Annotated in this window: 13 protein-coding genes; 8 read left to right on the forward strand and 5 right to left on the reverse strand. The window is 34.8% G+C overall.

Going from position 1 to position 20,171, the window contains the following annotated elements; translation table 11 throughout:
* Positions 1–22 precede the first annotated feature (22 nt).
* Positions 23–1,309, reverse strand: coding sequence for a UDP-N-acetylmuramoyl-tripeptide--D-alanyl-D-alanine ligase (locus LUU93_RS00460; RefSeq protein WP_232676187.1), 1,287 nt, complete (start codon positions 1,307–1,309; stop codon positions 23–25).
* Positions 1,310–1,407: 98 nt separating this feature from the next.
* A complete protein-coding gene (gene gldJ, locus LUU93_RS00465) occupies positions 1,408–3,093 on the reverse strand; it encodes a gliding motility lipoprotein GldJ (RefSeq protein WP_232677810.1) in 1,686 nt (561 codons plus the stop codon).
* Between the two features lie 212 nt (positions 3,094–3,305).
* Here gldJ and porU point away from each other — a divergent pair, with 212 nt between their 5' ends.
* From porU to LUU93_RS00495, 6 genes are all read left to right on the forward strand, one after another.
* Complete coding sequence (gene porU / locus LUU93_RS00470; RefSeq protein WP_232676197.1) at positions 3,306–7,142, forward strand: type IX secretion system sortase PorU; 3,837 nt, start codon at positions 3,306–3,308, stop codon at positions 7,140–7,142.
* A 41-nt stretch (positions 7,143–7,183) separates the two neighbouring features.
* Positions 7,184–8,389: a type IX secretion system outer membrane channel protein PorV gene (porV, locus tag LUU93_RS00475; RefSeq protein ID WP_232676206.1), complete on the forward strand. Its 1,206-nt coding sequence runs from the start codon at positions 7,184–7,186 to the stop codon at positions 8,387–8,389.
* Between the two features lie 77 nt (positions 8,390–8,466).
* A complete protein-coding gene (gene cdd / locus LUU93_RS00480; RefSeq protein WP_232676215.1) occupies positions 8,467–8,949 on the forward strand; it encodes a cytidine deaminase in 483 nt (160 codons plus the stop codon).
* A gap of 157 nt (positions 8,950–9,106) precedes the next feature.
* On the forward strand, positions 9,107–10,105 hold the full coding sequence (gene pdhA / locus LUU93_RS00485) for a pyruvate dehydrogenase (acetyl-transferring) E1 component subunit alpha (RefSeq protein WP_232677811.1): 999 nt from the start codon (positions 9,107–9,109) through the stop codon (positions 10,103–10,105).
* A 4-nt stretch (positions 10,106–10,109) separates the two neighbouring features.
* On the forward strand, positions 10,110–11,750 hold the full coding sequence (locus LUU93_RS00490; protein WP_232676225.1) for a dihydrolipoamide acetyltransferase family protein: 1,641 nt from the start codon (positions 10,110–10,112) through the stop codon (positions 11,748–11,750).
* 115 nt (positions 11,751–11,865) lie between these two features.
* Positions 11,866–13,713: a hydrolase/aminopeptidase gene (locus LUU93_RS00495; protein WP_232676232.1), complete on the forward strand. Its 1,848-nt coding sequence runs from the start codon at positions 11,866–11,868 to the stop codon at positions 13,711–13,713.
* A 549-nt stretch (positions 13,714–14,262) separates the two neighbouring features.
* Here LUU93_RS00495 and LUU93_RS00500 read toward each other — a convergent pair.
* The gene (locus LUU93_RS00500; protein ID WP_232676235.1) at positions 14,263–15,507 is read right to left on the reverse strand and encodes a glycosyltransferase; all 1,245 of its coding nucleotides are present in this window, start codon (positions 15,505–15,507) and stop codon (positions 14,263–14,265) included.
* A gap of 113 nt (positions 15,508–15,620) precedes the next feature.
* Here LUU93_RS00500 and LUU93_RS00505 point away from each other — a divergent pair, with 113 nt between their 5' ends.
* Together LUU93_RS00505 and LUU93_RS00510 are read left to right on the forward strand one after the other, a co-directional pair.
* Entirely contained in the window at positions 15,621–16,202 is a 582-nt protein-coding gene (locus LUU93_RS00505) for a MiaE family protein (protein WP_057117541.1), read from the forward strand.
* A gap of 50 nt (positions 16,203–16,252) precedes the next feature.
* On the forward strand, positions 16,253–19,015 hold the full coding sequence (locus LUU93_RS00510; RefSeq protein WP_232676253.1) for an AsmA-like C-terminal region-containing protein: 2,763 nt from the start codon (positions 16,253–16,255) through the stop codon (positions 19,013–19,015).
* 359 nt (positions 19,016–19,374) lie between these two features.
* On the opposite strand, the gene rpmA is transcribed toward LUU93_RS00510, so the two are convergent.
* Positions 19,375–19,635, reverse strand: coding sequence for a 50S ribosomal protein L27 (gene rpmA / locus LUU93_RS00515; RefSeq protein WP_008466657.1), 261 nt, complete (start codon positions 19,633–19,635; stop codon positions 19,375–19,377).
* A gap of 24 nt (positions 19,636–19,659) precedes the next feature.
* Positions 19,660–20,100, reverse strand: coding sequence for a 50S ribosomal protein L21 (gene rplU / locus LUU93_RS00520; protein WP_053472561.1), 441 nt, complete (start codon positions 20,098–20,100; stop codon positions 19,660–19,662).
* Between the last annotated feature and the right edge of the window lie 71 nt (positions 20,101–20,171).

A 20,171-nucleotide genomic window follows, 5' to 3' on the forward strand; every position in this document is an offset into this window, starting at 1 on the left:
TGTTACAAGAAGGCCTTTCTGTTTAAGAAATATATTGTAAAGTTCTCTCGAGAGCCATTCCTCTCGATCCTTTTATCAGAATAGTATTGTCCTTAAATTGAATAGTTTTTAGATAATCTGCAAAAGCATCAAAAGTTTCGAAAAACTTAATAGTATCATTCAAAATTTTATCTTCATAGAATGCTTTTCCAATCAAATAACAAAATGATTCTTTTTGATTTAATAAAGAATCTACAATCAGTTTATGTTCCTGCGGGCTCTCATCGCCTAACTCAAACATATCACCCAGAATCATAATTTTATTATTATTTTCTAACTGAAGAAAATTCGCAATTGCAACTGCCATACTGCTTGGGTTAGCATTGTAGGCATCCAAAATAATTTGATTAGAGCCTTTATTCAGCAATTGAGATCTGTTATTTTCCGGAATATAATTTTCAATGGCATGTTTTATCGCAGCATCATCTACTTTAAAGTATTTTCCAATTGCAGCAGCGGCATTAATGTTATTAGCATTGTAAAGTCCAATTAAATGCGATTCAACCGTAAAATCATTATAGTCAATAACCACAAAAGGATTTGCCTTTATATCTTTAATTTTTAGATCTGCGTTTTCTTTATTTATTCCAAAAGTGAAGGATTTTATGCCATTTGATTTTTCAATTTGAATAGCATCTTCAAGATTAACAAAAGCAATTTTATTGTTTTTTGATAAGTATTGATACATTTCGCTTTTTCCTTCAATAACCCCCTGAACGCCGCCAAAACCTTCTAAATGTGCTTTTCCAAAATTGGTAATATAACCAAAATCAGGCTGGGCGGTTTCACACAAAAATTCGATTTCTTTTTTGTGATTTGCCCCCATTTCTACAATTCCTATCTCTGTTTCTTTTGTAAAAGAAAGCAATGTTAAAGGAACTCCAATATGATTATTTAAATTCCCAATAGTAGCTTTAGTTTTAAATTTTTGAGATAAAACAGCATTTATCAATTCTTTTGTCGTAGTTTTTCCATTACTTCCTGTAAGCGCAATAATAGGCAGTTTTAAATAGGCACGATGAAACTTTGCAAGTTCCTGAAGCATTTCTAAGCTGTCGTTTACCAAGATCGTTCTCTCATCAATAAAATAAGATTCGTTATCAATAACAACATATAAAGCACCTAAATCAAGCGCTTCTTTAGCAAACGTATTTGCATCAAAATTTTCGCCTTTTATAGCAAAAAACATAGACTCTTTTTCAATTTTCCTAGTATCAATTGAAAGTGATCTGCATTTTAAAAATAAGTTATGAATTTCCTGAATATTCATTTATAACACTTTAAAATTATAAAAATAAAAAAATTCCAAATTCCAAAATCTGAATATTCAGTATGGAATTTGGAATTTTTTTATTGAGTTTTTTAACTTTAGTTTCTTGGTGATTTTCTTCTTTCAGTTTTAGCACCAACTCTAGACATTGCACATCTAAATCCAATGTAATCAGTTGCCATATCCTGAGGGAAATATCTTCTTTGAGCCGGATCTAACCAGTAAGCTCTATCTCTCCAAGATCCTCCTTTGTAAACTCTTACCTTATCATCGATTAAAGTAGTACGTTTACTAGAGTTATCATATTTTCTAATCATTTTTCCTAAACTGTCAACTGTAACGTTATGTTTAGGAGAGTTGTACATTGCCTGATCAGCTTTAGGTCCAGACTCAGAATCTCCAAAGTCAAAGAATCTTGAAGATTGTTTATCTCCGTCTCTATAGTTGATGTTATCGCTTGTACTGAAATTTTGTCTTAAGTAAGTTTCCTGCTCATCAACCGGAACCTGAGCAATTTCTCCAGGAAGGTTTCTTGCAATTACTTTACCATTACTTAAAGTATCGTATTTAATTGAAGTAGTCGAAACGATTTCAATTTTACCATCTTTACCAATTTTGTTTTTAGCGTATTGATTTCCTCTGTAGTAGTTAAAATCATTTGCTTCATTATCAATAATAGGTCTGTAAACATCGGCAACCCATTCTGCTACGTTTCCTGCCATATCGTATAATCCAAAGTCATTTGCACTATAGCTTTTTACAGCATTTGTAATATCTGCACCATCATCAGACCAACCAGCAATTCCACCGTAATCACCGTTTCCTTGTTTAAAGTTAGCCAATTGATCCCCTTTGTTTTTACGTTTTGCTGAACGTGTATAATCTCCAGACCAAGGATATTTCTTTTGTCCTTTATAAATATTATATTCTCTTTGTCCAACATCAGCAGCAGCAGCATATTCCCATTCTGCCTCAGTAGGAAGTCTGTATTCTGGTAAAATTACACCAGAAGAACGTTGTGCATAAACATTATGCTCTTCAGGAACAGTACCATCTTTTCCTGCTTTTGGTCTTTTTCCAGCTGGGTTTTTCTTTAAAACCAACTCTTCGTTTCCACCATAAGTAGTAGTTGGAGAAGCTAAGTAAGTTTCTGTATTAAATAAGCTTTCAGCACTAACATCTTGTGTTTTAGCTCCTTTTTTAAGATACCCGTTTTTTTCTAAAACAGCTTCGTTTACACGGTCTGTTCTCCATTTACTAAATTCAACAGCCTGAATCCAGTTAACACCAACTACAGGATAGTTAGCATAAGAAGGATGTCTTAAATAGTTATTAGTCATCGTTTCGTTGTATCCTAAACGATTTCTCCAAACTAAAGTATCTGGCGATGCCCCTTCGTAAATATTTTTGTAATTTTCTTCTGTTGGAGGAAAAACTTTCTTCAACCACTCAAGGTATTCTAAGTACATACCATTCGTAACTTCAGTTTCATCCATGTAGAATGATTGAACGTGTTGTTGAGTTGGTGTGTTATTCCAATCGTGCATAACATCATCCTGTACTTTACCCATAGTAAACGTACCTCCTTCAACAAAAACTAAACCAGGACCAGCCTGTTGTTTTTTCCCAGCATTTCTAGCAGCTGTTCCATTCTGACTATCTACATCCCAGCCAGTTGCTCTAGAAGCGTGACTCGAACTCGATTTTTTGCTACAACTAGCCGTGCCCAACATCAATACCATTGACATCATTAATTGCAAGACTACAATTTTGTTTACTTTCATACTCATTCTTAGGTGATAAATTTAGGTGCTGCAATATAATAATTAACATTTAATTAGCAACATCTGTTCTAATAATTTTATTTAGCTGTTTTTTACCAGAAAATAACCTATAGTTACGAACGCAAAAATATACTTTTTATTATTACTATAACATTAAATACTATATTTTTACTTACTAATTTTATTTTAATTAAATTTCGGTTTTTAAGCTAATGAAACAAGCCATAATCTTATACATTTTTCTACTTCCAATCTTATCATTTTCCCAGATAAATGGGAGCTTAACACTCGATTGGCAGAGTAAAAAAGAGATGAATTACGGCGACAGCAAAATCATTATTCCCTACTTTTCCGGAAGCGCTTTTCGCTTCGACTTTACAAAAAAAAGCATAACACTGCTGCTTAATCTGCATCAGTCAACCGTCGCAGACAATAGTTCTGTAGAAATTACAAATATAAATTTCGAATCGGTTTCGAGAACTGATTTAGGAGATTTAGCCATAGAAAATATTCCAAATAAGACAACTGAAACGATAAAAATCACTAATTCAAGAGATACAAAACAAGCTTTTCTGTCTCTTTATCCTATTATAAAAGACGGAAACAGTTTTAAACGAATAAGGTCTTTTTCTTACAAAATTAGTAATGTTTCAGCAAAAAGCAGCAATTCTTCAGCATTTCAAAAAGCAGCAATTATTTCAAATTCTGTTTTAGCTTCTGGAGACTGGTATCGATTTTATGTAGAAAAATCCGGAGTTTATAAAATCACACGAACATTTCTGCAAAGCCTGGGTTTTGATCCAAGTACAACTGACCCCAGAAGAATTAAAATTTATGGAAATGGAGGAAGAATGGTCCCTTTGGCTAACAGCTCTTATTACCCGGAGGATTTAACCGAAAATGCCATTCAAATTATTGGTGAAGGCGACGGTACTTTTAATAACGAAGATTATATTCTATTTTATGCAGAAGGTGTAGAAAACTGGAACGATGAAAGCCAGACTAATTTAAACCTATATAGTAATAGGTCTTATTATTATGTTACTGCATCGGGAAATGATGGAAAAAGAATTGCGAACCTGACTCAGCCAACACCCAACAGCACTTTAGAACTAAACACGTTTGATGACTATCAATATCATGAAATCGATCAGACCAATATTGTTCATCTGGGGCGTCAATGGCTGGGAGAATCATTTGACATTAATCAGGAACAGGAATTTAGTTTTAATTTTCCAAATCTTGACACCACCATACCTGTAAAAATTGAATTAAACGCAGCTTCGGCCGCTTTTACACCAACTTCATTTATTGTTACTGCAAACGGACAAAATATCGCAACATTAAATTTTGCAAGTTTAACAGCAAGTTCAGAAATTAAATATCTGACCAACAAACTTCCCGCAAACACTACATTTACAGGTGCCGAAAGTGTAAAAATAAGACTTACCTATAATAATAATGGTGTGCCCGGCTCAAAAGGATATTTAGATTATATTAATCTAATTGCAAAAAGAAGACTTTTAGGAATAGGCAAACAATTTAAATTTCAATACAATTTAGCCGGTTCAACAGCAGGAATTGTAAATTATACTATTGGGAATGCTTCGGGAATTTCTCAAATTTGGGATATTACAGACCTATATAATGTATCAAAAGTTGAAAATGCAAATCAAGCCTCTTTTAGCTTTAAAGCTAATCTGGGTGAAATTAGAAACTACATCGCTATTGATCCTGCCGATTATTATACTCCATTAAAAGAAGGCCAGTCAAAAATCGCAAATCAAAATTTAAAAGGAACACTCTTAAAAAACAATCAAAACAGTTTTCAGGATATTGATTACGCCATTATAACTCCAAAATCTTTAGCCTCACAAGCCGAGAGACTGGCTAATTTTCATCGAAACAATTCAAATTTAATTGTAAAAGTAATTTCATTAGAAGATATCTATCAGGAGTTTTCATCAGGCAAACAAGATATTGCTGCAATTAGAAATTGTGTACGATATATTTACAACAATGCTTCTTCTTCAGATAAAAGAATAAAATATGTAAACTTATTTGGTGATGCATCTTATGATTATAAAGATCGTATTTCGAACAACACTAACGTTGTACCTATATATCAATCTGTGGTAAGTAATTCTACAGGTGAAGCCGCATTTGCTTCTGACGATTTTTACGGACTTATGGATTCTAATGAAGGAATTGTTGCATATCCTTTTGGCGGAATTGACATTGCTGTTGGCCGAATGTTAGTGTCAGACAATGCGCAGGCTCAGGAAATGGTTAATAAAGTTCTGGAATATCACGACACAAAATCATACGGAAACTGGAGAAATAATTTTGTTTTAATCAGTGATGATTCTGACCAAAGCTCTGATGCTTCATTACAATCCCGTCAAAATAGTTTAGCCGATGTAATAGCTGCTGAAAAACCATTTTTAAACATCGACAAGGTACTTCTAGATTCTTATACACAAGAAGCTTCTGCCGGCGGATCAAGATATCCAAAGGCAAGAACTGATATTTTTAATGCTTTTGAAAAAGGCGCTTTGGTTTTTAATTATTTAGGCCACGGAGGTGAAGATGGATTAGCAGGTGAAAGAATCTGGGAAAAATCAGACGGGCAAAACCTGAACAACCAATATAAGTATCCATTATTTATAACAATTACCTGCGAATTTTCAAGATTTGATGACCCTACCCGGCCAACTGCCGGCGAATATACTTTTTGGAACCCAAAGGGCGGAGCAATTTCTATGCTGACAACAATTAGAACTATTGGGCAATTTAATGCCGAAAATTTCAACGATAGTTTAAGCAAAAACCTATTATCATACGGCTCAAATCAATACAATAGTATTGCAGAATCGCTGCGAATTTCAAAAAATGAAAACCCAAGTTCTTCGAGTAATGTTGTTGTATATATAGGAGATCCGGCTTTGATGTTAGCCATTCCGAAACCGCGAATTAATTTAACGAAAGTAAACGATATTGTGATTTCACAGCCTATTCCTGACTTCAAATCCTTATCAAAAATTAAAATTTCGGGTGAAATTACAGATGAAAACAATGTTCTTTTAAGCAATTATAATGGGGAACTTGCTACGGCTATTTTCGACAAAATGATTACCTCTTCGACTTTAAATAATGATGGATATAGTCCTGCAATGTCATTTAAAACCCTTGGAGAAACTATATTTAGAGGAAATGCCTCTGTAACCAACGGCCAGTTTGAGTTTAGCTTTGTTGTACCTAGGGATATCCGTATTCCTGTTGATAACGGCCGAATTAGTTTTTATTCCAAAAGAAATCAAATACTTGAGAATCAATCAGGCTACAATAATGTGATAAAAATTGGGGGAATAAATGAAAATGCACCCCAGGACAATATAAGTCCAAAAGTTAAGTTATATATGAACGATGAAACTTTTGTATCTGGCGGAATTACAAATGCATCGCCTTTTCTGTTAGCGTTTTTAGAAGATGAAAATGGTATAAATACAGCCAGCGGAATTGGTCATGACATCATAGCAGTTCTGGATGGAGACGTAAGTAACCCGTATATTTTGAACGATTATTATCAAACAAAATTAGATGATTATACGAATGGAAATTTACGTTTTCCGTTACGAAATTTATCTGCCGGATTGCATACAATTAGTTTTACGGCATGGGATGTTTATAACAATCCCGTAACAAGCGAAATACAATTTGTTGTGGTTGGTGATGAAGAATTAAAATTGACACACGTGCTCAATTATCCTAATCCTTTTTCAACATACACACAATTTTGGTTTTCACACAATAGACCATATGAACCTTTAGATGTTCAGGTTCAGGTTATGACAATTACAGGCAAAGTGGTTTGGACAAAAAACCAGATCATTACAACCGAAGGCTTTTTATCAAGGGAAATAACATGGGATGGAAAAGACGATTTTGGCGACCGAATTGGAAAAGGAGTTTACATTTACAAACTGACTGTAAAATCGAACTTAACAAACAAAAAAGCAGAAAAATACGAAAAACTTGTCATTCTATAATATTATATATATTTGTAACATAAATACCATTAGTCCCAAAAATGAGAAAAATATCACTTTTATTAATTTGTTTATTAGTAATTTCTTTCGCCAAAGCCCAAAACATTGAACCCATTACAACCGGTGTTCCCTTTTTATTAGTCGCAGCCGATGCAAGAGCAGCCGGTTTAGCAGATCAGGGAGTTGCCACTTCTTCAGATGCTTTTTCCCAACAATGGAATCCTGCAAAATATGCTTTCGCAGAAGATGCACAGGGGCTTTCAATAAGTTATACCCCGTATTTAACTGATCTTGCCAACGATATTTCGCTTGGACAATTGACGTATTACAACAAAATCAATGAAAAAAGTGCCTTTGGGGCAAGTTTTCGTTATTTTGGTTTTGGAGGAATTGAACTAAGAGAAACCGGAGACCCAAACGAAGCAACAAGAGAAGTAAGTCCTAATGAATTTGCATTAGACGGTTCCTACTCTCTTAAATTAAGTGAAACCTTCTCGATGGCAGTTGCCGGTAGATTTATCAGTTCAAATTTAAAAATTCCTTCTGGCGAAGTTGATGCTTCGGCTGCAAGTTCATTTGCTGTAGATGTTGCCGGATTTTATCAATCAGAAGAAATTGCATACAGCGATTTCAACGGAAGATGGAGAGCAGGTTTCAATATTCAAAATTTAGGTCCAAAAATCAGCTACGATAATGATGATTTAAGCTCAAACTTTTTACCAGCCAATTTAAGATTAGGAGGAGGTTTTGATTTTATTTTAGATGATTATAATAAAGTTAGTGTTAGTGCTGAATTTACTAAACTATTAGTTCCAACTCCACCGGGACCAGGAACCCCTTACGATGCAGACGGAGACGGTGATTTTACAGATCCGGGTGACATTTCGCAGGCTGAAGCAAACGCAATCAGCTATAACAAATACAAAGACACCGGCTGGGTAGAAGGAATTTTCAAATCATTTGGAGATGCTCCGGGAGGTTTTAGTGAAGAAATTAAAGAAATAACGTATAGCGCAGCAGCAGAATATATGTATCAGGATTCCTTTGCAATGAGAGTAGGATATTTTCATGAAAGCCCTGAAAAAGGTGCCAGACAATTTTTCTCTCTCGGAGCAGGATTTAAATACAGTATGATAAAAGTTGATGTTTCATACTTATTCTCTGCATCAAAAGTTAAAAATCCTTTAGAAAATACACTTCGTTTCTCTTTAACTTTTAACTTTGGCGACAAATACGAAGTTTATTAAACAAATAATATAAAAAAACAATTACAATCCAAATTTCTAAATTTTTAGGAATTTGGATTTTTTTTCCCATAAAAACAATGAAAGAAATTAGCATTACATCGTCATTTACTATTTACGATAACATCAATGAGCTTTCGCAGGACATACAAGATTTAATGAATCAGGCTATCGAAATTCGTAAAAAAGCTTATGCCCCTTATTCACAATTTAGAGTTGGAACTGCCCTGCTTCTCGATAATGGAAAAATAATTTTAGGATCTAATCAGGAAAACGCCGCATATCCGTCAGGATTATGCGCAGAAAGAACGGCTATTTTTTATGCAGGAAGCGCTTATCCCGAAGCCAAAATTTTAAAAATGGCAATTACAGCCGCTTCAGATACAAATCAAACCCAGGCTCCAATTCCACCATGCGGTTCTTGCCGTCAGTCGATTGCAGAATATGAAATCAGGCAGGACACCCCTATAGAAATTTATTTTATGGGCGAAATTGGTGAAGTTTACAAATCTGCATCCCTAAAAAATCTGCTCCCTTTTATGTTTGATAAAAAGTTCTTGTAAAAAAAAGCCAAAAAAGACCTTTTAAATTTTAGTTCTTAAATGGAATGTCTTATTTTTGCATCCCGACCTTTCGGGCGCAAATTTGTGGGAGGAAACTATTTTGCGTTACAGGCAACAATTGATAACACAAACAACTTTAGCAAAAGAAAGAATTCAGATGAAAGAAGTTACAAAAGAGGTATATTTAAAGTGGTACGAAGACATGCTGCTTTGGAGAAAGTTTGAAGACAAACTTGCAGCATTATACATTCAACAAAAAGTTAGAGGTTTTTTACACCTATATAATGGTCAGGAAGCTGTATTAGCAGGCGCTCTGCACGCTATGGACCTGACTAAAGACAAAATGATTACTGCATACAGAAATCACGTTCAGCCAATTGGTATGGGAGTTGATCCTAGAAACGTAATGGCAGAACTTTTAGGAAAAGTAACAGGAACTTCTAAAGGCATGGGAGGTTCAATGCACATCTTTTCTAAAGAACACCGTTTTTACGGAGGCCACGGAATCGTAGGTGGTCAAATTCCTGTTGGTGCAGGATTGGCTTTTGCTGATAAATATTTCAACACCGGCGGAGTTACAATGACATATTTTGGTGACGGAGCTGCGAGACAAGGTTCTTTACACGAAGCTTTTAACATGGCTATGTTATGGAAATTACCAGTCGTATTTATCGTTGAAAACAACGGTTATGCAATGGGAACTTCTGTAGAAAGAACTGCAAACCACACTGATATCTGGAAATTAGGTTTAGGTTATGAAATGCCTTGCGGACCTGTTGACGGAATGAACCCAGTAAAAGTTGCAGAAGCAATGCACGAAGCTATCGAAAGAGCGCGTCGTGGAGACGGGCCAACTTTCCTTGAAATGAAAACCTACCGTTACAGAGGACACTCAATGTCTGATGCTCAATTATACCGTTCTAAAGAAGAGGTTGAAGAGTACAAAAAAATTGACCCAATCACTCAGGTTCTTGATGTAATTTTGGATCAAAAATATGCTACAGAAGAAGAAATTGAAGTAATTGACCAAAGAGTTAAAGACTTAGTTGAAGAATGTGCGAAATTCGCTGAAGAATCTCCATATCCAGACTTACAACAATTATACGATGTAGTATACGCACAAGAAGACTATCCATTTACACCTCATAAACTATAACATCATGGCGATTAAAGTAACAATGCCTCGTTTGAGCGATACTATGACGGAAGGAACGGTAGCGACTTGGTTAAAAAAAGTAGGCGACAAAATTAGCGAAGGAGATATCTTAGCTGAAATTGAAACAGACAAAGCAACAATGGAGTTCGAATCTTTTAACGAAGGAACTCTTTTACATATTGGAATTCAGGCTGGAGAAACTGCTCCTGTTGATTCATTATTAGCAATCATTGGTAAAGAAGGAGAAGATATTTCTGCTCTTTTAGCTGGTGGTGATTCTCCTGCTGCTGAAGCTCCAAAAGCAGACGCTCCTGCTGCAGAAGCAAAAACAGAAACTGCTGCCCCTGCAAAAGCTGCAGCTGAATTGCCTAAAGGTGTTATAGTAGTAACTATGCCGCGTTTGAGCGATACTATGACTGAAGGTACAGTAGCAACTTGGTTGAAAAAAGTGGGCGATACTGTAGCTGAAGGTGATATTTTAGCAGAAATTGAAACAGACAAAGCTACTATGGAGTTTGAGTCTTTCAATGCTGGAACATTATTATACATCGGAATTCAAGAAGGAAACACTGCTCCTGTTGACAGCTTATTAGCTATTATTGGACCAGCTGGAACTGATATTTCTGGAATTGCCGACAATTATACTGCCGGAGGCGCTGCAAGTGCTCCTGCTGCTGAAGAAACAAAAGCTGCTCCTGCTGCCGAAAAAGCACCAGAAACTGCTGTAGCTGACAACTCTAACGGAGGAAGAATTTTAGCTTCACCTTTAGCTAAGAAAATCGCTTCTGACAAAGGAATTCAATTAAACCAAGTTAAAGGTTCTGGAGAAAACGGACGTATCGTAAAAAGCGATATCGAAAACTTTACTCCATCTGCACAAGCACAAACTACTGCTTCTGCACCAGCTGCCAAAGAAGAAGCTTCTGCTCCTGCTGCTGCAAAAATATTTGTTCCTGCCGGAGAAGTTTACACAGAAGAGATCAAAAACTCTCAAATGCGTAAAATTATCGCAAAACGTCTTGCTGAATCATTATTTACTGCACCTCACTACAACTTAGTGATCGAAGTAAGCATGGACGAAGCTATGGGCGCAAGAGCAACAATCAATACTGTTCCTGACACAAAAGTATCTTTCAACGATATGGTAATTAAAGCTTGTGCTTTAGCCTTGAAAAAACACCCAAAAATTAACTCTCAGTGGAAAGAAGACGCAATCATCATCAACCACCACGTAAATATTGGTGTAGCTGTAGCGGTTGAAGACGGATTAGTAGTTCCTGTATTGAAATTTACAGACGCTATGAGTTTATCTCAAATTGGTGCCGCTGTAAGAGATCTTGCGGGAAGAGCTAAAAACAAAAAACTTGGGCCACAAGAAATGGAAGGAAGTACTTTTACAGTATCTAACCTTGGAATGTTTGGTATTACTGAATTCAATTCAATTATCAACCAGCCAAACTCTGCAATCCTTTCTGTAGGTGCAATTGTTGAGAAACCAGTAGTTAAAAACGGTCAAATCGTAGTTGGAAACACAATGATGTTATCATTAGCTTGTGACCACAGAACAATTGACGGTGCAACTGGAGCTCAGTTCTTACAAACATTAAAACAATACATCGAAAGCCCAGTTACAATGTTGGCGTAATTTCCTATGTCAGCCTGAGCGAAGTCGAAGGTAATATTTAATTAAATCCCGTTTTGTTTATTCAAAACGGGATTTTTTGTTTAATTTTCATCCTCAAAATTCAATACTTCATAATATGAAAAAACTAGCCTTTCTAATCTTGTTTCTTACAGCAATAGCCTGCCAGAAAAAAGAACAAACAGAAAAACCAACCAGCGTTGTTGATGAGCACAGTTATTCTAAACCAGAACTTGCTGTAGTTAAACACCTTGATCTTGACATCAAAGTTGATTTTGACACACAGACAATTTCAGGAAAAGCTTCGTGGACGATTGACAACATCAGCAAAGGAAACGAGATTATTTTCGACGAAAACACACTAAACATTACCAAAGTAACTTTAGGTGACGATGAAAAAGAAACCAAATTTGAACTAGGGAAAGACGTCGAATTTCACGGAAAACCTCTTCACATTACCATTGAACCAAATACAACCAAAGTAAACATCTATTACAGCACAACTAAAGATGCTGTTGCATTACAATGGCTTTTACCGGCACAAACTGCAGACAAAAAGAAACCTTTCCTTTTCTCTCAAGGAGAAAGCGTTTGGTCAAGAACATGGATTCCATGTCAGGATTCACCGGGAATTCGTTTTACCTATAATGCAAAAGTTACCGTTCCTAAAGATTTATTAGCCGTAATGAGCGCTGTAAATCCGCAGAAGAAAAATGATACCGGAGTTTATACTTTTAAACAAGACAAAGCAATTCCGTCTTATTTAATGGCGATTGCAGTTGGAGATATTGAATTTCAATCTATCGACAACAGAACCGGAGTTTATGCTGAACCATCAATGCTGAAAAAATCGGCTTGGGAATTTGCAGAACTTGGAAAAATGGTTGTCGCTGCAGAAAAACTTTACGGCCCTTACCGTTGGGGACGTTATGATGTATTGGTTTTACCTCCAAGTTTCCCTTACGGAGGAATGGAAAATCCAAATTTAACTTTCTTAACTCCGGGTGTTATTGCAGGCGACCGCTCGTTAACTAGCTTATTAGCACACGAATTAGGCCACAGCTGGAGCGGAAACTTAGTTACAAACGCAACCTGGGACGATATTTGGTTAAACGAAGGTTTTACAACTTATGTAGAACACCGTATTGGAGAAGCTATTTTTGGGAAGAAAGAATTTGAAATGCAAAATGTTATCACCAACAAAGAATTAGTTGATAATGTAGCAGAATATGGAGATACAAGTCCAGATACAAGACTTAAAGTTTCGCTGACAGGAAGAAACCCTGACGACGGAATCAGTCAAATTCCTTACGTAAAAGGATATGCCTTTTTAAGAGTTATTGAAAACGCTGTTGGACGTGACAAATTCGATCCGTTCATTAAGAATTATTTTGATTCACATGCTTTCAAATCAATTACTACAGAAGATTTCGTGAAATATTTAAACGAAAACCTTATCAAAGGCGACAAAACATTAGCTGATAAAATCAAATTAGAAGACTGGATTTACAAACCGGGAATTCCATCAAATATTCTTCCAGTAAGTTCAGTGGATTTTGATGCTATCGACAAAATTCAAAAAAGCTGGAGAGAAACTGGTGTTGCAGGTTTAAGCAAAAAAATTACAACTACAGCAGAAAAACAGCACTTTATAGATCATCTTCCTGCTGATATCACAGCAAAAGAAATGGAAGCAATTGACAATGAATTCAACTTTACAAAAGGCGGAAATTTCATCATCAAGCGCCAATGGTTTGTTCAGGCACTAATTCACCAATACAAACCTGCTTATCCTGCAATTGAACAATTTTTAATTGGAATCAGCAGAACAGGATCTGTGATGATGCTTTATAAAGAAATGGTAAAAACACCTGAAGGAAAAGTTTGGGCACAACAGATTTTTGACAAAGCAAAATCCGGTTATCACGCAACAACTATTCAGGCTGTTGAAGGTATTTTGAAATAAAAGATAATTACGAATAACTCCGTTTTATAGCTGCATTTCAATTTGTATTTCATATCCCAGAGGGATTTCATATCGGTAGAAAAAAATATAACGCATTAAAATTATTTGTCCCTCCGGGCAATGTCATTAAGTTAAGCTTTTAGAAAATAAAATTATTGCAAATCAAATCCGTGTTTATCTGCGTTTTTACGAAGTAAATCTGTTTTATCCGCGTCACAATTAGACGCTGATTTTACTGATTCGCTAAAGCGAAAACGCTGATAAAAACTGATTTTTCTAATGACTTTCTTAATTAAACTGTTAAGTAATTTTATAGATTTCCTCTTAACTTAATGACATTGCCCGTCAGAGACTATACGTTATGTCGAATTGGTCTAGTTCCTGACGGAACAATAAAAACGATCGTAATTTTTCTTTCTACCGATATGAAATCCCTCTGGGATAAATTATAATTATTTAAATCCTGATTATATTTTTAGGGAATTTACAAAACAAAACTGTATACTAAGACCAAAAGCCGAGACCGTGACTGAAAACTGAGACTGAAAACTAAATTTTATTCTTCGCTTCAATCCATTTTGACATATACATTGTGCTTTTATAAGCATGAAACTGCAATAAATTACCCATAAAATTATGAAGACGATGACTTTTGGAATCCGCCAATAATGAATTTACCAAAGACACCAATTCATTTGAATATTTATCTTTCTGATAACATTCATTAATAATGGCAACACCGTTTTTTTGAGTTTGTTTCCAAAGATTTTCATCCTGATAAAGTACAATTGCTTTTTTGGCAAATTCAAGCACATCATCTTCTATAAATCCGCTCCAAGGTAAATTTGCATGCATCGCTTCTGAACCAATTGAAGTAGTTATACTTGGCGTTCCGCATTGCATGGCTTCTAATAATTTCCCTTTTAAACCAGCCCCAAAACGAATTGGTGCCAAAACAACTCGTGCTTTCTTCACCACTTCGTTTGCATCCTCTGCTCTTCCCATAATAAAAAAACCATTTTTAGGCTGATGCAGCTGCAATACTTTTTGTGACGGATAAGCGCCATAAACTTCTAAAACAGCTTCGGGAAATTCCTCTTTTATCGAAGGCCAAATCGCTTCTTTTAAGTATTGAACTGTATTCCAATTGGGCTCATGAAGAAAATTTCCAATAAAAACAAAATTCTTACGGTCTTCAAATGAAGGCAATTTCAAAAGATCATTCTCAGACATTTTATCTACTAAAAAAGGAAGATAGAAAAGTAAAACTTTATTTATTCCGAAAACATCTTGAAGGATATTCATTTCAAATTCAGAAATAATCAAAGATAAATCACATCTTAAAATACTGGCAATTTCTCGTTTTGCCACTTCTTCAGAAAACAAATCTACTATTTCAAAATCTCGATTTTCTTTAAAAGCTTTTTGTCGTGCCGTTCGCAGACAATGCAAATCTTCAGTATCTAAAATTCTGATTGCATTTGGGCAGTTTTCAGCTACCCGCCAGCCGAATTGTTCCTCGATCATAAAACGATCAAACAAAACAACATTGGGATTTAATTCGATTATAAAATCATCAAAGCTGGCAGAATTGAGTTCGATACTTTTTTTGGCAACTCCAAATTCAGACAAATTAACCATAAAATCGCTGTCTAAAGCCGCACTGGCAAAAGTGATTTCAAATCCATTTGCTGCGAAAATAGAAATTAACTGCATCATCCTTCCGCCTGCCGCAGAAGAATTTGGCTCAGGCCAGACAAATCCAATTATAAGAAGTTTTTTTAGCTGATTCATTGTAATATATTTCAACTTACAAAATAATGCTTTTTTGAGCGTAATTGCACGATATTTCCTGATTTTAGTAATAAAAAACACTAATTTTGCAAGAACTAAAATGTCGGGAAATTATGTTGGGATTAAAATTAGCTACAGACCCTCGCTGGGTCAATATCGTCGAGTCGAATATTGAAGAAATTTTAACTGATCATGCATGGTGCGAACAAAAAGCAGCCTCAAATGCAATCAGTATTGTGACTTATAACTCTGAATTAGAAGAACTAGTGACCGAAATGCTTGTAATTGCACGCGAAGAGCTGGAGCATTTACAAATGGTTCATGATGTTATAAAAAAACGCGGCCTTACTTTAGGACGCGAACGAAAAGACCATTACGTAAATGAGCTTTTTAAATTCATGAAAAAAGACGGCAGCCGACGTGATGCGCTTTGCGACCGTTTATTATTTTCGGCCATGATCGAAGCCCGAAGCTGTGAGCGTTTTAAAGTGCTTTCAGAAAATATAAAAGACGAGGAATTAGCTAAATTTTATCGTGATTTAATGATTTCTGAAGCCGGACATTATACCACTTTTTTAGGATTTGCCAGAAAATATCAGGACAATATCGACATCGATAAACGATGGAAAGAATGGATTGAATATGAAGGTTCTATTATTACCAATTATGGTAAAAAAGAAACTGTTCACGGATAAATTACGCTCTTTTTTTACTCTATTTTTTTATTTAAACACCACAAATTGCTATGCAAAAAAGTAAATCCAGATCAATCGTATTCAAAATTGCGAAGTATTTAGGGATAACTTTCGCCGTTATTTTAGCACTATTATTTTTAACGCCTATCGTTTTTGAAGATCAAATTAAAGAACAGATCAAAAAAACAGCAAACGAAAGACTAAGCGCAGAACTTAATTATTCTGATGTTTCAGTTTCTTTTTTTCGTCATTTTCCATCTCTAACCTTAACCTTAGATAATTTAAGTCTTAACGGTTCTGCACCGTACAAAAATGAAAAATTCATTACTGCAAAAGAGGTTTCTTTTGGGATAAATGTAGCCAGTTTGATTTTTAGCAAATCGGTAAAAATTGACCAGATTTATCTATCAGACTCCTTTATCAATGTAAAAGTCAATCCAAACGGAGAAGCGAATTACAATATTTACAAATCACAAGCCAAAACCGCAGAAAAAAAAGACAGTACTGATACTGCTTTAAAACTGGAACGAATTGAGATTTTAAACAGTAAAATTATCTATGATGACAAATCAACAAAAGTCCATTTTGATGCTTTAGGTTTTAATTATTTAGGAAAAGGCGATTTAAACAAGGCAGTTTTCGATTTATACTCAAAAGCAAAAATTGAAAAATTAAATATTATTTATGAAGATGAACCTTATTTAATGAATAAAAAAGTAGATGCTGATTTAATTACTAAAGTAAACATCAACTCCTTATCTTTTTTCTTCCAGCAGAATAACTTAAAAATCAATCAGCTTATGGTCGATTTTAAAGGAAAATTCGATATTTTAAAAGATGGTTACAATATGGATTTTGTAATTAAATCTGACAACAGTGATTTATATGATGTATTTACAGCTTTTCCTCCAAAATATATTACATGGCTTTCTAAAACAGAATTAAAAGGAAATACCACTTTACTTTTTACTCTAAAAGGAGATTATATTACTTCGCAAAATATTGCTCCCGACTTAAATCTTGACGTAAAAATTGACAACGGATTTGTGAATTATAACAAAAGTGCTTTTCCTGTTTCTAATTTAAATTTAGAAGTTCAAACAAAAGTTCCGTCTTTAAACCCGGATCTTTTAACTGTTGATGCAAAAAACCTATCCTTAAACATTAATAAGGATTATATAAAATCTAAATTCTTTGTAAAAGGTGCAAACACACCAGAAATTAATGCTGATCTTAAAGCTAAGATTGACCTTGGCAAATTAACAAAAGCACTCGGAATTCCTGATATAGAACTAAAAGGATCTTTAGCCGGAGATATCCAGGCGAACGGAAAATTCGATCAAAAAAATAAACTTTTCCCTGTTACAAAAGGTGTTTTTGACTTAGAAAATGGATATGTGAAAACAAAATATTATCCTAACCCAATTACCAATATTATTATAAAATCAAAAATCGACAATCAAAAAGGAACTTTTGAAGATTTAACAATAAAGCTAAAACCTGCTCAGTTTACTTTTGAAGGAAAACCTGTTTTTGTAGAAGCTGATTTAAGCGACTTTAATGATTTAACATACGACATTAAAGCAAAAGGCGAATTGGACGTAAATAAAATCTATAAAGTTTTCTCTCAAAAAGGATTAGATTTAGACGGTTTTGTAAAAGCTGATTTAGTGTTAAAAGGAAAACAAAGCGATGCCGAAAAAGGAAACTACAGTAAACTGCACAATAAAGGAACGCTGGAATTAAGAAACATAGGGATTTCATCAGAATATCTTCCTAAAAAATTCATTATTAAAGAAGGAATTTTCAAAATCAATCAGGATAAAATGTCATTTAATAATTTCCTGGCCGCCTACGGACAATCTGATTTTAAAATGAATGGCTATCTGCAAAATGTTTTCAACTACGTAACAACAAATACAGGAGTTTTAAAAGGTTCGTTTAAAATTTCGGCACGATATATTAATGTAGATGAATTTATGTCGAATACGTCTGCAGATGCTTCGGTAACAAAAAATTCAGCACCAAAACCAGAAACAAAAACTCAAACTACTGCACAAACCGGCGTTATCATTATTCCAACAAACCTGAATTTACAATTATTGGCCAATGCCCAAAAAGTAAATTTCGACAAGTTAAACCTTCAAAATGCAACCGGACATTTAACCATGAATAAAGGTAAATTGACCATGCAGAACACAGGATTTGATTTAATAGGCTGTAAGGTTGCAATGAATGCCAACTATCAGGCTGTAACACCGCAAAAAGCAAACTTTGATTATGCTATAAAAGCATCGGATTTTGATATTAAAAGAGCATACAACGAAATTGAAGTTTTTAGAAAAATGGCAAGCGCTGCCGAAAAAGCACAAGGAATTGTTTCGTTAGATTATCAATTAAAAGGGCGATTAAATGGGAATATGGAACCTGTTTACCCTTCACTTGTTGGCGGCGGAACACTCTCTGTAAAAGATGTAAAAGTACGTGGATTAAAGATGTTCAATGCAGTAAGCAAACAAACAAGTTCTGAATCGATGAAAAATCCGGATGTTTCAAAAGTAGACATCAAAAGTACGATCAAGAATAACATTATGACGGTAGAGCGCTTCAAATTTAAATTTGCAGGCTTTAGACCAAGAATTGAAGGAACAACAAGTTTAGACGGAAAACTGAATTTAAAAATGCGTTTAGGTCTGCCGCCATTGGGAATATTTGGAATCCCGCTAACCGTGACAGGAACTCAGGACAATCCTAAAGTAAAAGTGGGACGTAAAACTGAGGATTTGGAAGAAACTAAGGATACTGAAGATTAAAAATTTAAAATCCAAATTTAGAAATTCCAAATTCCAATTCTCACGCTTAGAATAAATCTTATAGACCTTTGTCAAAGTTTTGAATTTTGACAAAGGTTTTTTTTTACGATTTTGTTCTCGCAATCTTTAGTCATTGCGAGGAACGAAGCAACCGCACTAACAATGACCCACAATTGATTTAGCACGTGAGATTGCTTCGTTTCTCGCAAAGACCAATCTTTGCGGAGCTACTCGCGAAGATCCCTCGTTCCTCGGGATGACAAGATTGTGGTTCCTTTATCTTAAAATCTTAAAGTAATAAAAAACAAAAAACCCGATCTTTTCAGAACGGGTTTTTTATAAAAAGTAAATCTTGTTAATTATGCCTCAAAAGGAATAATAGAAACATAAGATTTGTTATCTCTTTTCTTTTGGAACTTAACAACTCCATCAACTTTTGCATGCAAAGTGTGATCTTTACTAATGTAAACGTTTTCACCTGGATTGTGTTTTGAACCTCTTTGTCTAACGATGATGTTTCCAGCAATAGCAGCTTGACCACCATAAATCTTAACGCCTAAACGTTTTGATTCTGATTCTCTACCATTCTTCGAACTACCGACACCTTTCTTGTGAGCCATGACGTATGAGTTTAAATATTGTTATTATTCTTTAGTAGCTTCTTTTTTCGCTTTAGGAGCTGCTGCTTTTTTCACTTTAGGAGCTTCTACTTCTTCAGTAGCTGCTTCTTCTGCTACAACCGCTTTTTTAGCTGCTGCTTTTTTAGTTCCTCCTGCTGCAGTAATACCTTCAATTACAATTTGTGTAAGATATTGTCTGTGACCATTTCTTTTTTTGTATCCTTTTCTTCTTTTCTTTTTGAAAACGATAACTTTATCACCTTTTAAGTGTTGTAACACTTTAGCTTCTACTGAAGCACCTTCTATAGCTGGGGCGCCTAAAGTTACATTTCCATTATCATCTAATAAAAGAACTTTGTCAAAAGAAACTTTTGAACCTTCTTCATTAGCTAAACGGTGAACATAAACCTTTAAGTCTTTGCTTACTTTAAATTGTTGCCCTGCTATCTCTACGATTGCATACATACCAAATTGATTTATTGATTTTTAAGGTTGCAAATATACAACTAATAATTTACTGTGCAATCTCTTATAGT

Source organism: Flavobacterium soyae (assembly GCF_021245985.1).
In the GTDB taxonomy this organism is placed as follows: Bacteria; Bacteroidota; Bacteroidia; order Flavobacteriales; family Flavobacteriaceae; genus Flavobacterium; species Flavobacterium soyae.

What these genes read in the sequence shown, in the direction of transcription:
- LUU93_RS00460 (WP_232676187.1), bottom strand. Translation starts at nt 1,309, where the DNA reads ATGAATATTCAGGAAATTCATAACTTATTTTTAAAATGCAGATCACTT.
- gldJ (WP_232677810.1), bottom strand. Translation starts at nt 3,093, where the DNA reads ATGAAAGTAAACAAAATTGTAGTCTTGCAATTAATGATGTCAATGGTA.
- porU (WP_232676197.1), top strand. Translation starts at nt 3,306, where the DNA reads ATGAAACAAGCCATAATCTTATACATTTTTCTACTTCCAATCTTATCA.
- porV (WP_232676206.1), top strand. Translation starts at nt 7,184, where the DNA reads ATGAGAAAAATATCACTTTTATTAATTTGTTTATTAGTAATTTCTTTC.
- cdd (WP_232676215.1), top strand. Translation starts at nt 8,467, where the DNA reads ATGAAAGAAATTAGCATTACATCGTCATTTACTATTTACGATAACATC.
- pdhA (WP_232677811.1), top strand. Translation starts at nt 9,107, where the DNA reads ATGAAAGAAGTTACAAAAGAGGTATATTTAAAGTGGTACGAAGACATG.
- LUU93_RS00490 (WP_232676225.1), top strand. Translation starts at nt 10,110, where the DNA reads ATGGCGATTAAAGTAACAATGCCTCGTTTGAGCGATACTATGACGGAA.
- LUU93_RS00495 (WP_232676232.1), top strand. Translation starts at nt 11,866, where the DNA reads ATGAAAAAACTAGCCTTTCTAATCTTGTTTCTTACAGCAATAGCCTGC.
- LUU93_RS00500 (WP_232676235.1), bottom strand. Translation starts at nt 15,507, where the DNA reads ATGAATCAGCTAAAAAAACTTCTTATAATTGGATTTGTCTGGCCTGAG.
- LUU93_RS00505 (WP_057117541.1), top strand. Translation starts at nt 15,621, where the DNA reads ATGTTGGGATTAAAATTAGCTACAGACCCTCGCTGGGTCAATATCGTC.
- LUU93_RS00510 (WP_232676253.1), top strand. Translation starts at nt 16,253, where the DNA reads ATGCAAAAAAGTAAATCCAGATCAATCGTATTCAAAATTGCGAAGTAT.
- rpmA (WP_008466657.1), bottom strand. Translation starts at nt 19,635, where the DNA reads ATGGCTCACAAGAAAGGTGTCGGTAGTTCGAAGAATGGTAGAGAATCA.
- rplU (WP_053472561.1), bottom strand. Translation starts at nt 20,100, where the DNA reads ATGTATGCAATCGTAGAGATAGCAGGGCAACAATTTAAAGTAAGCAAA.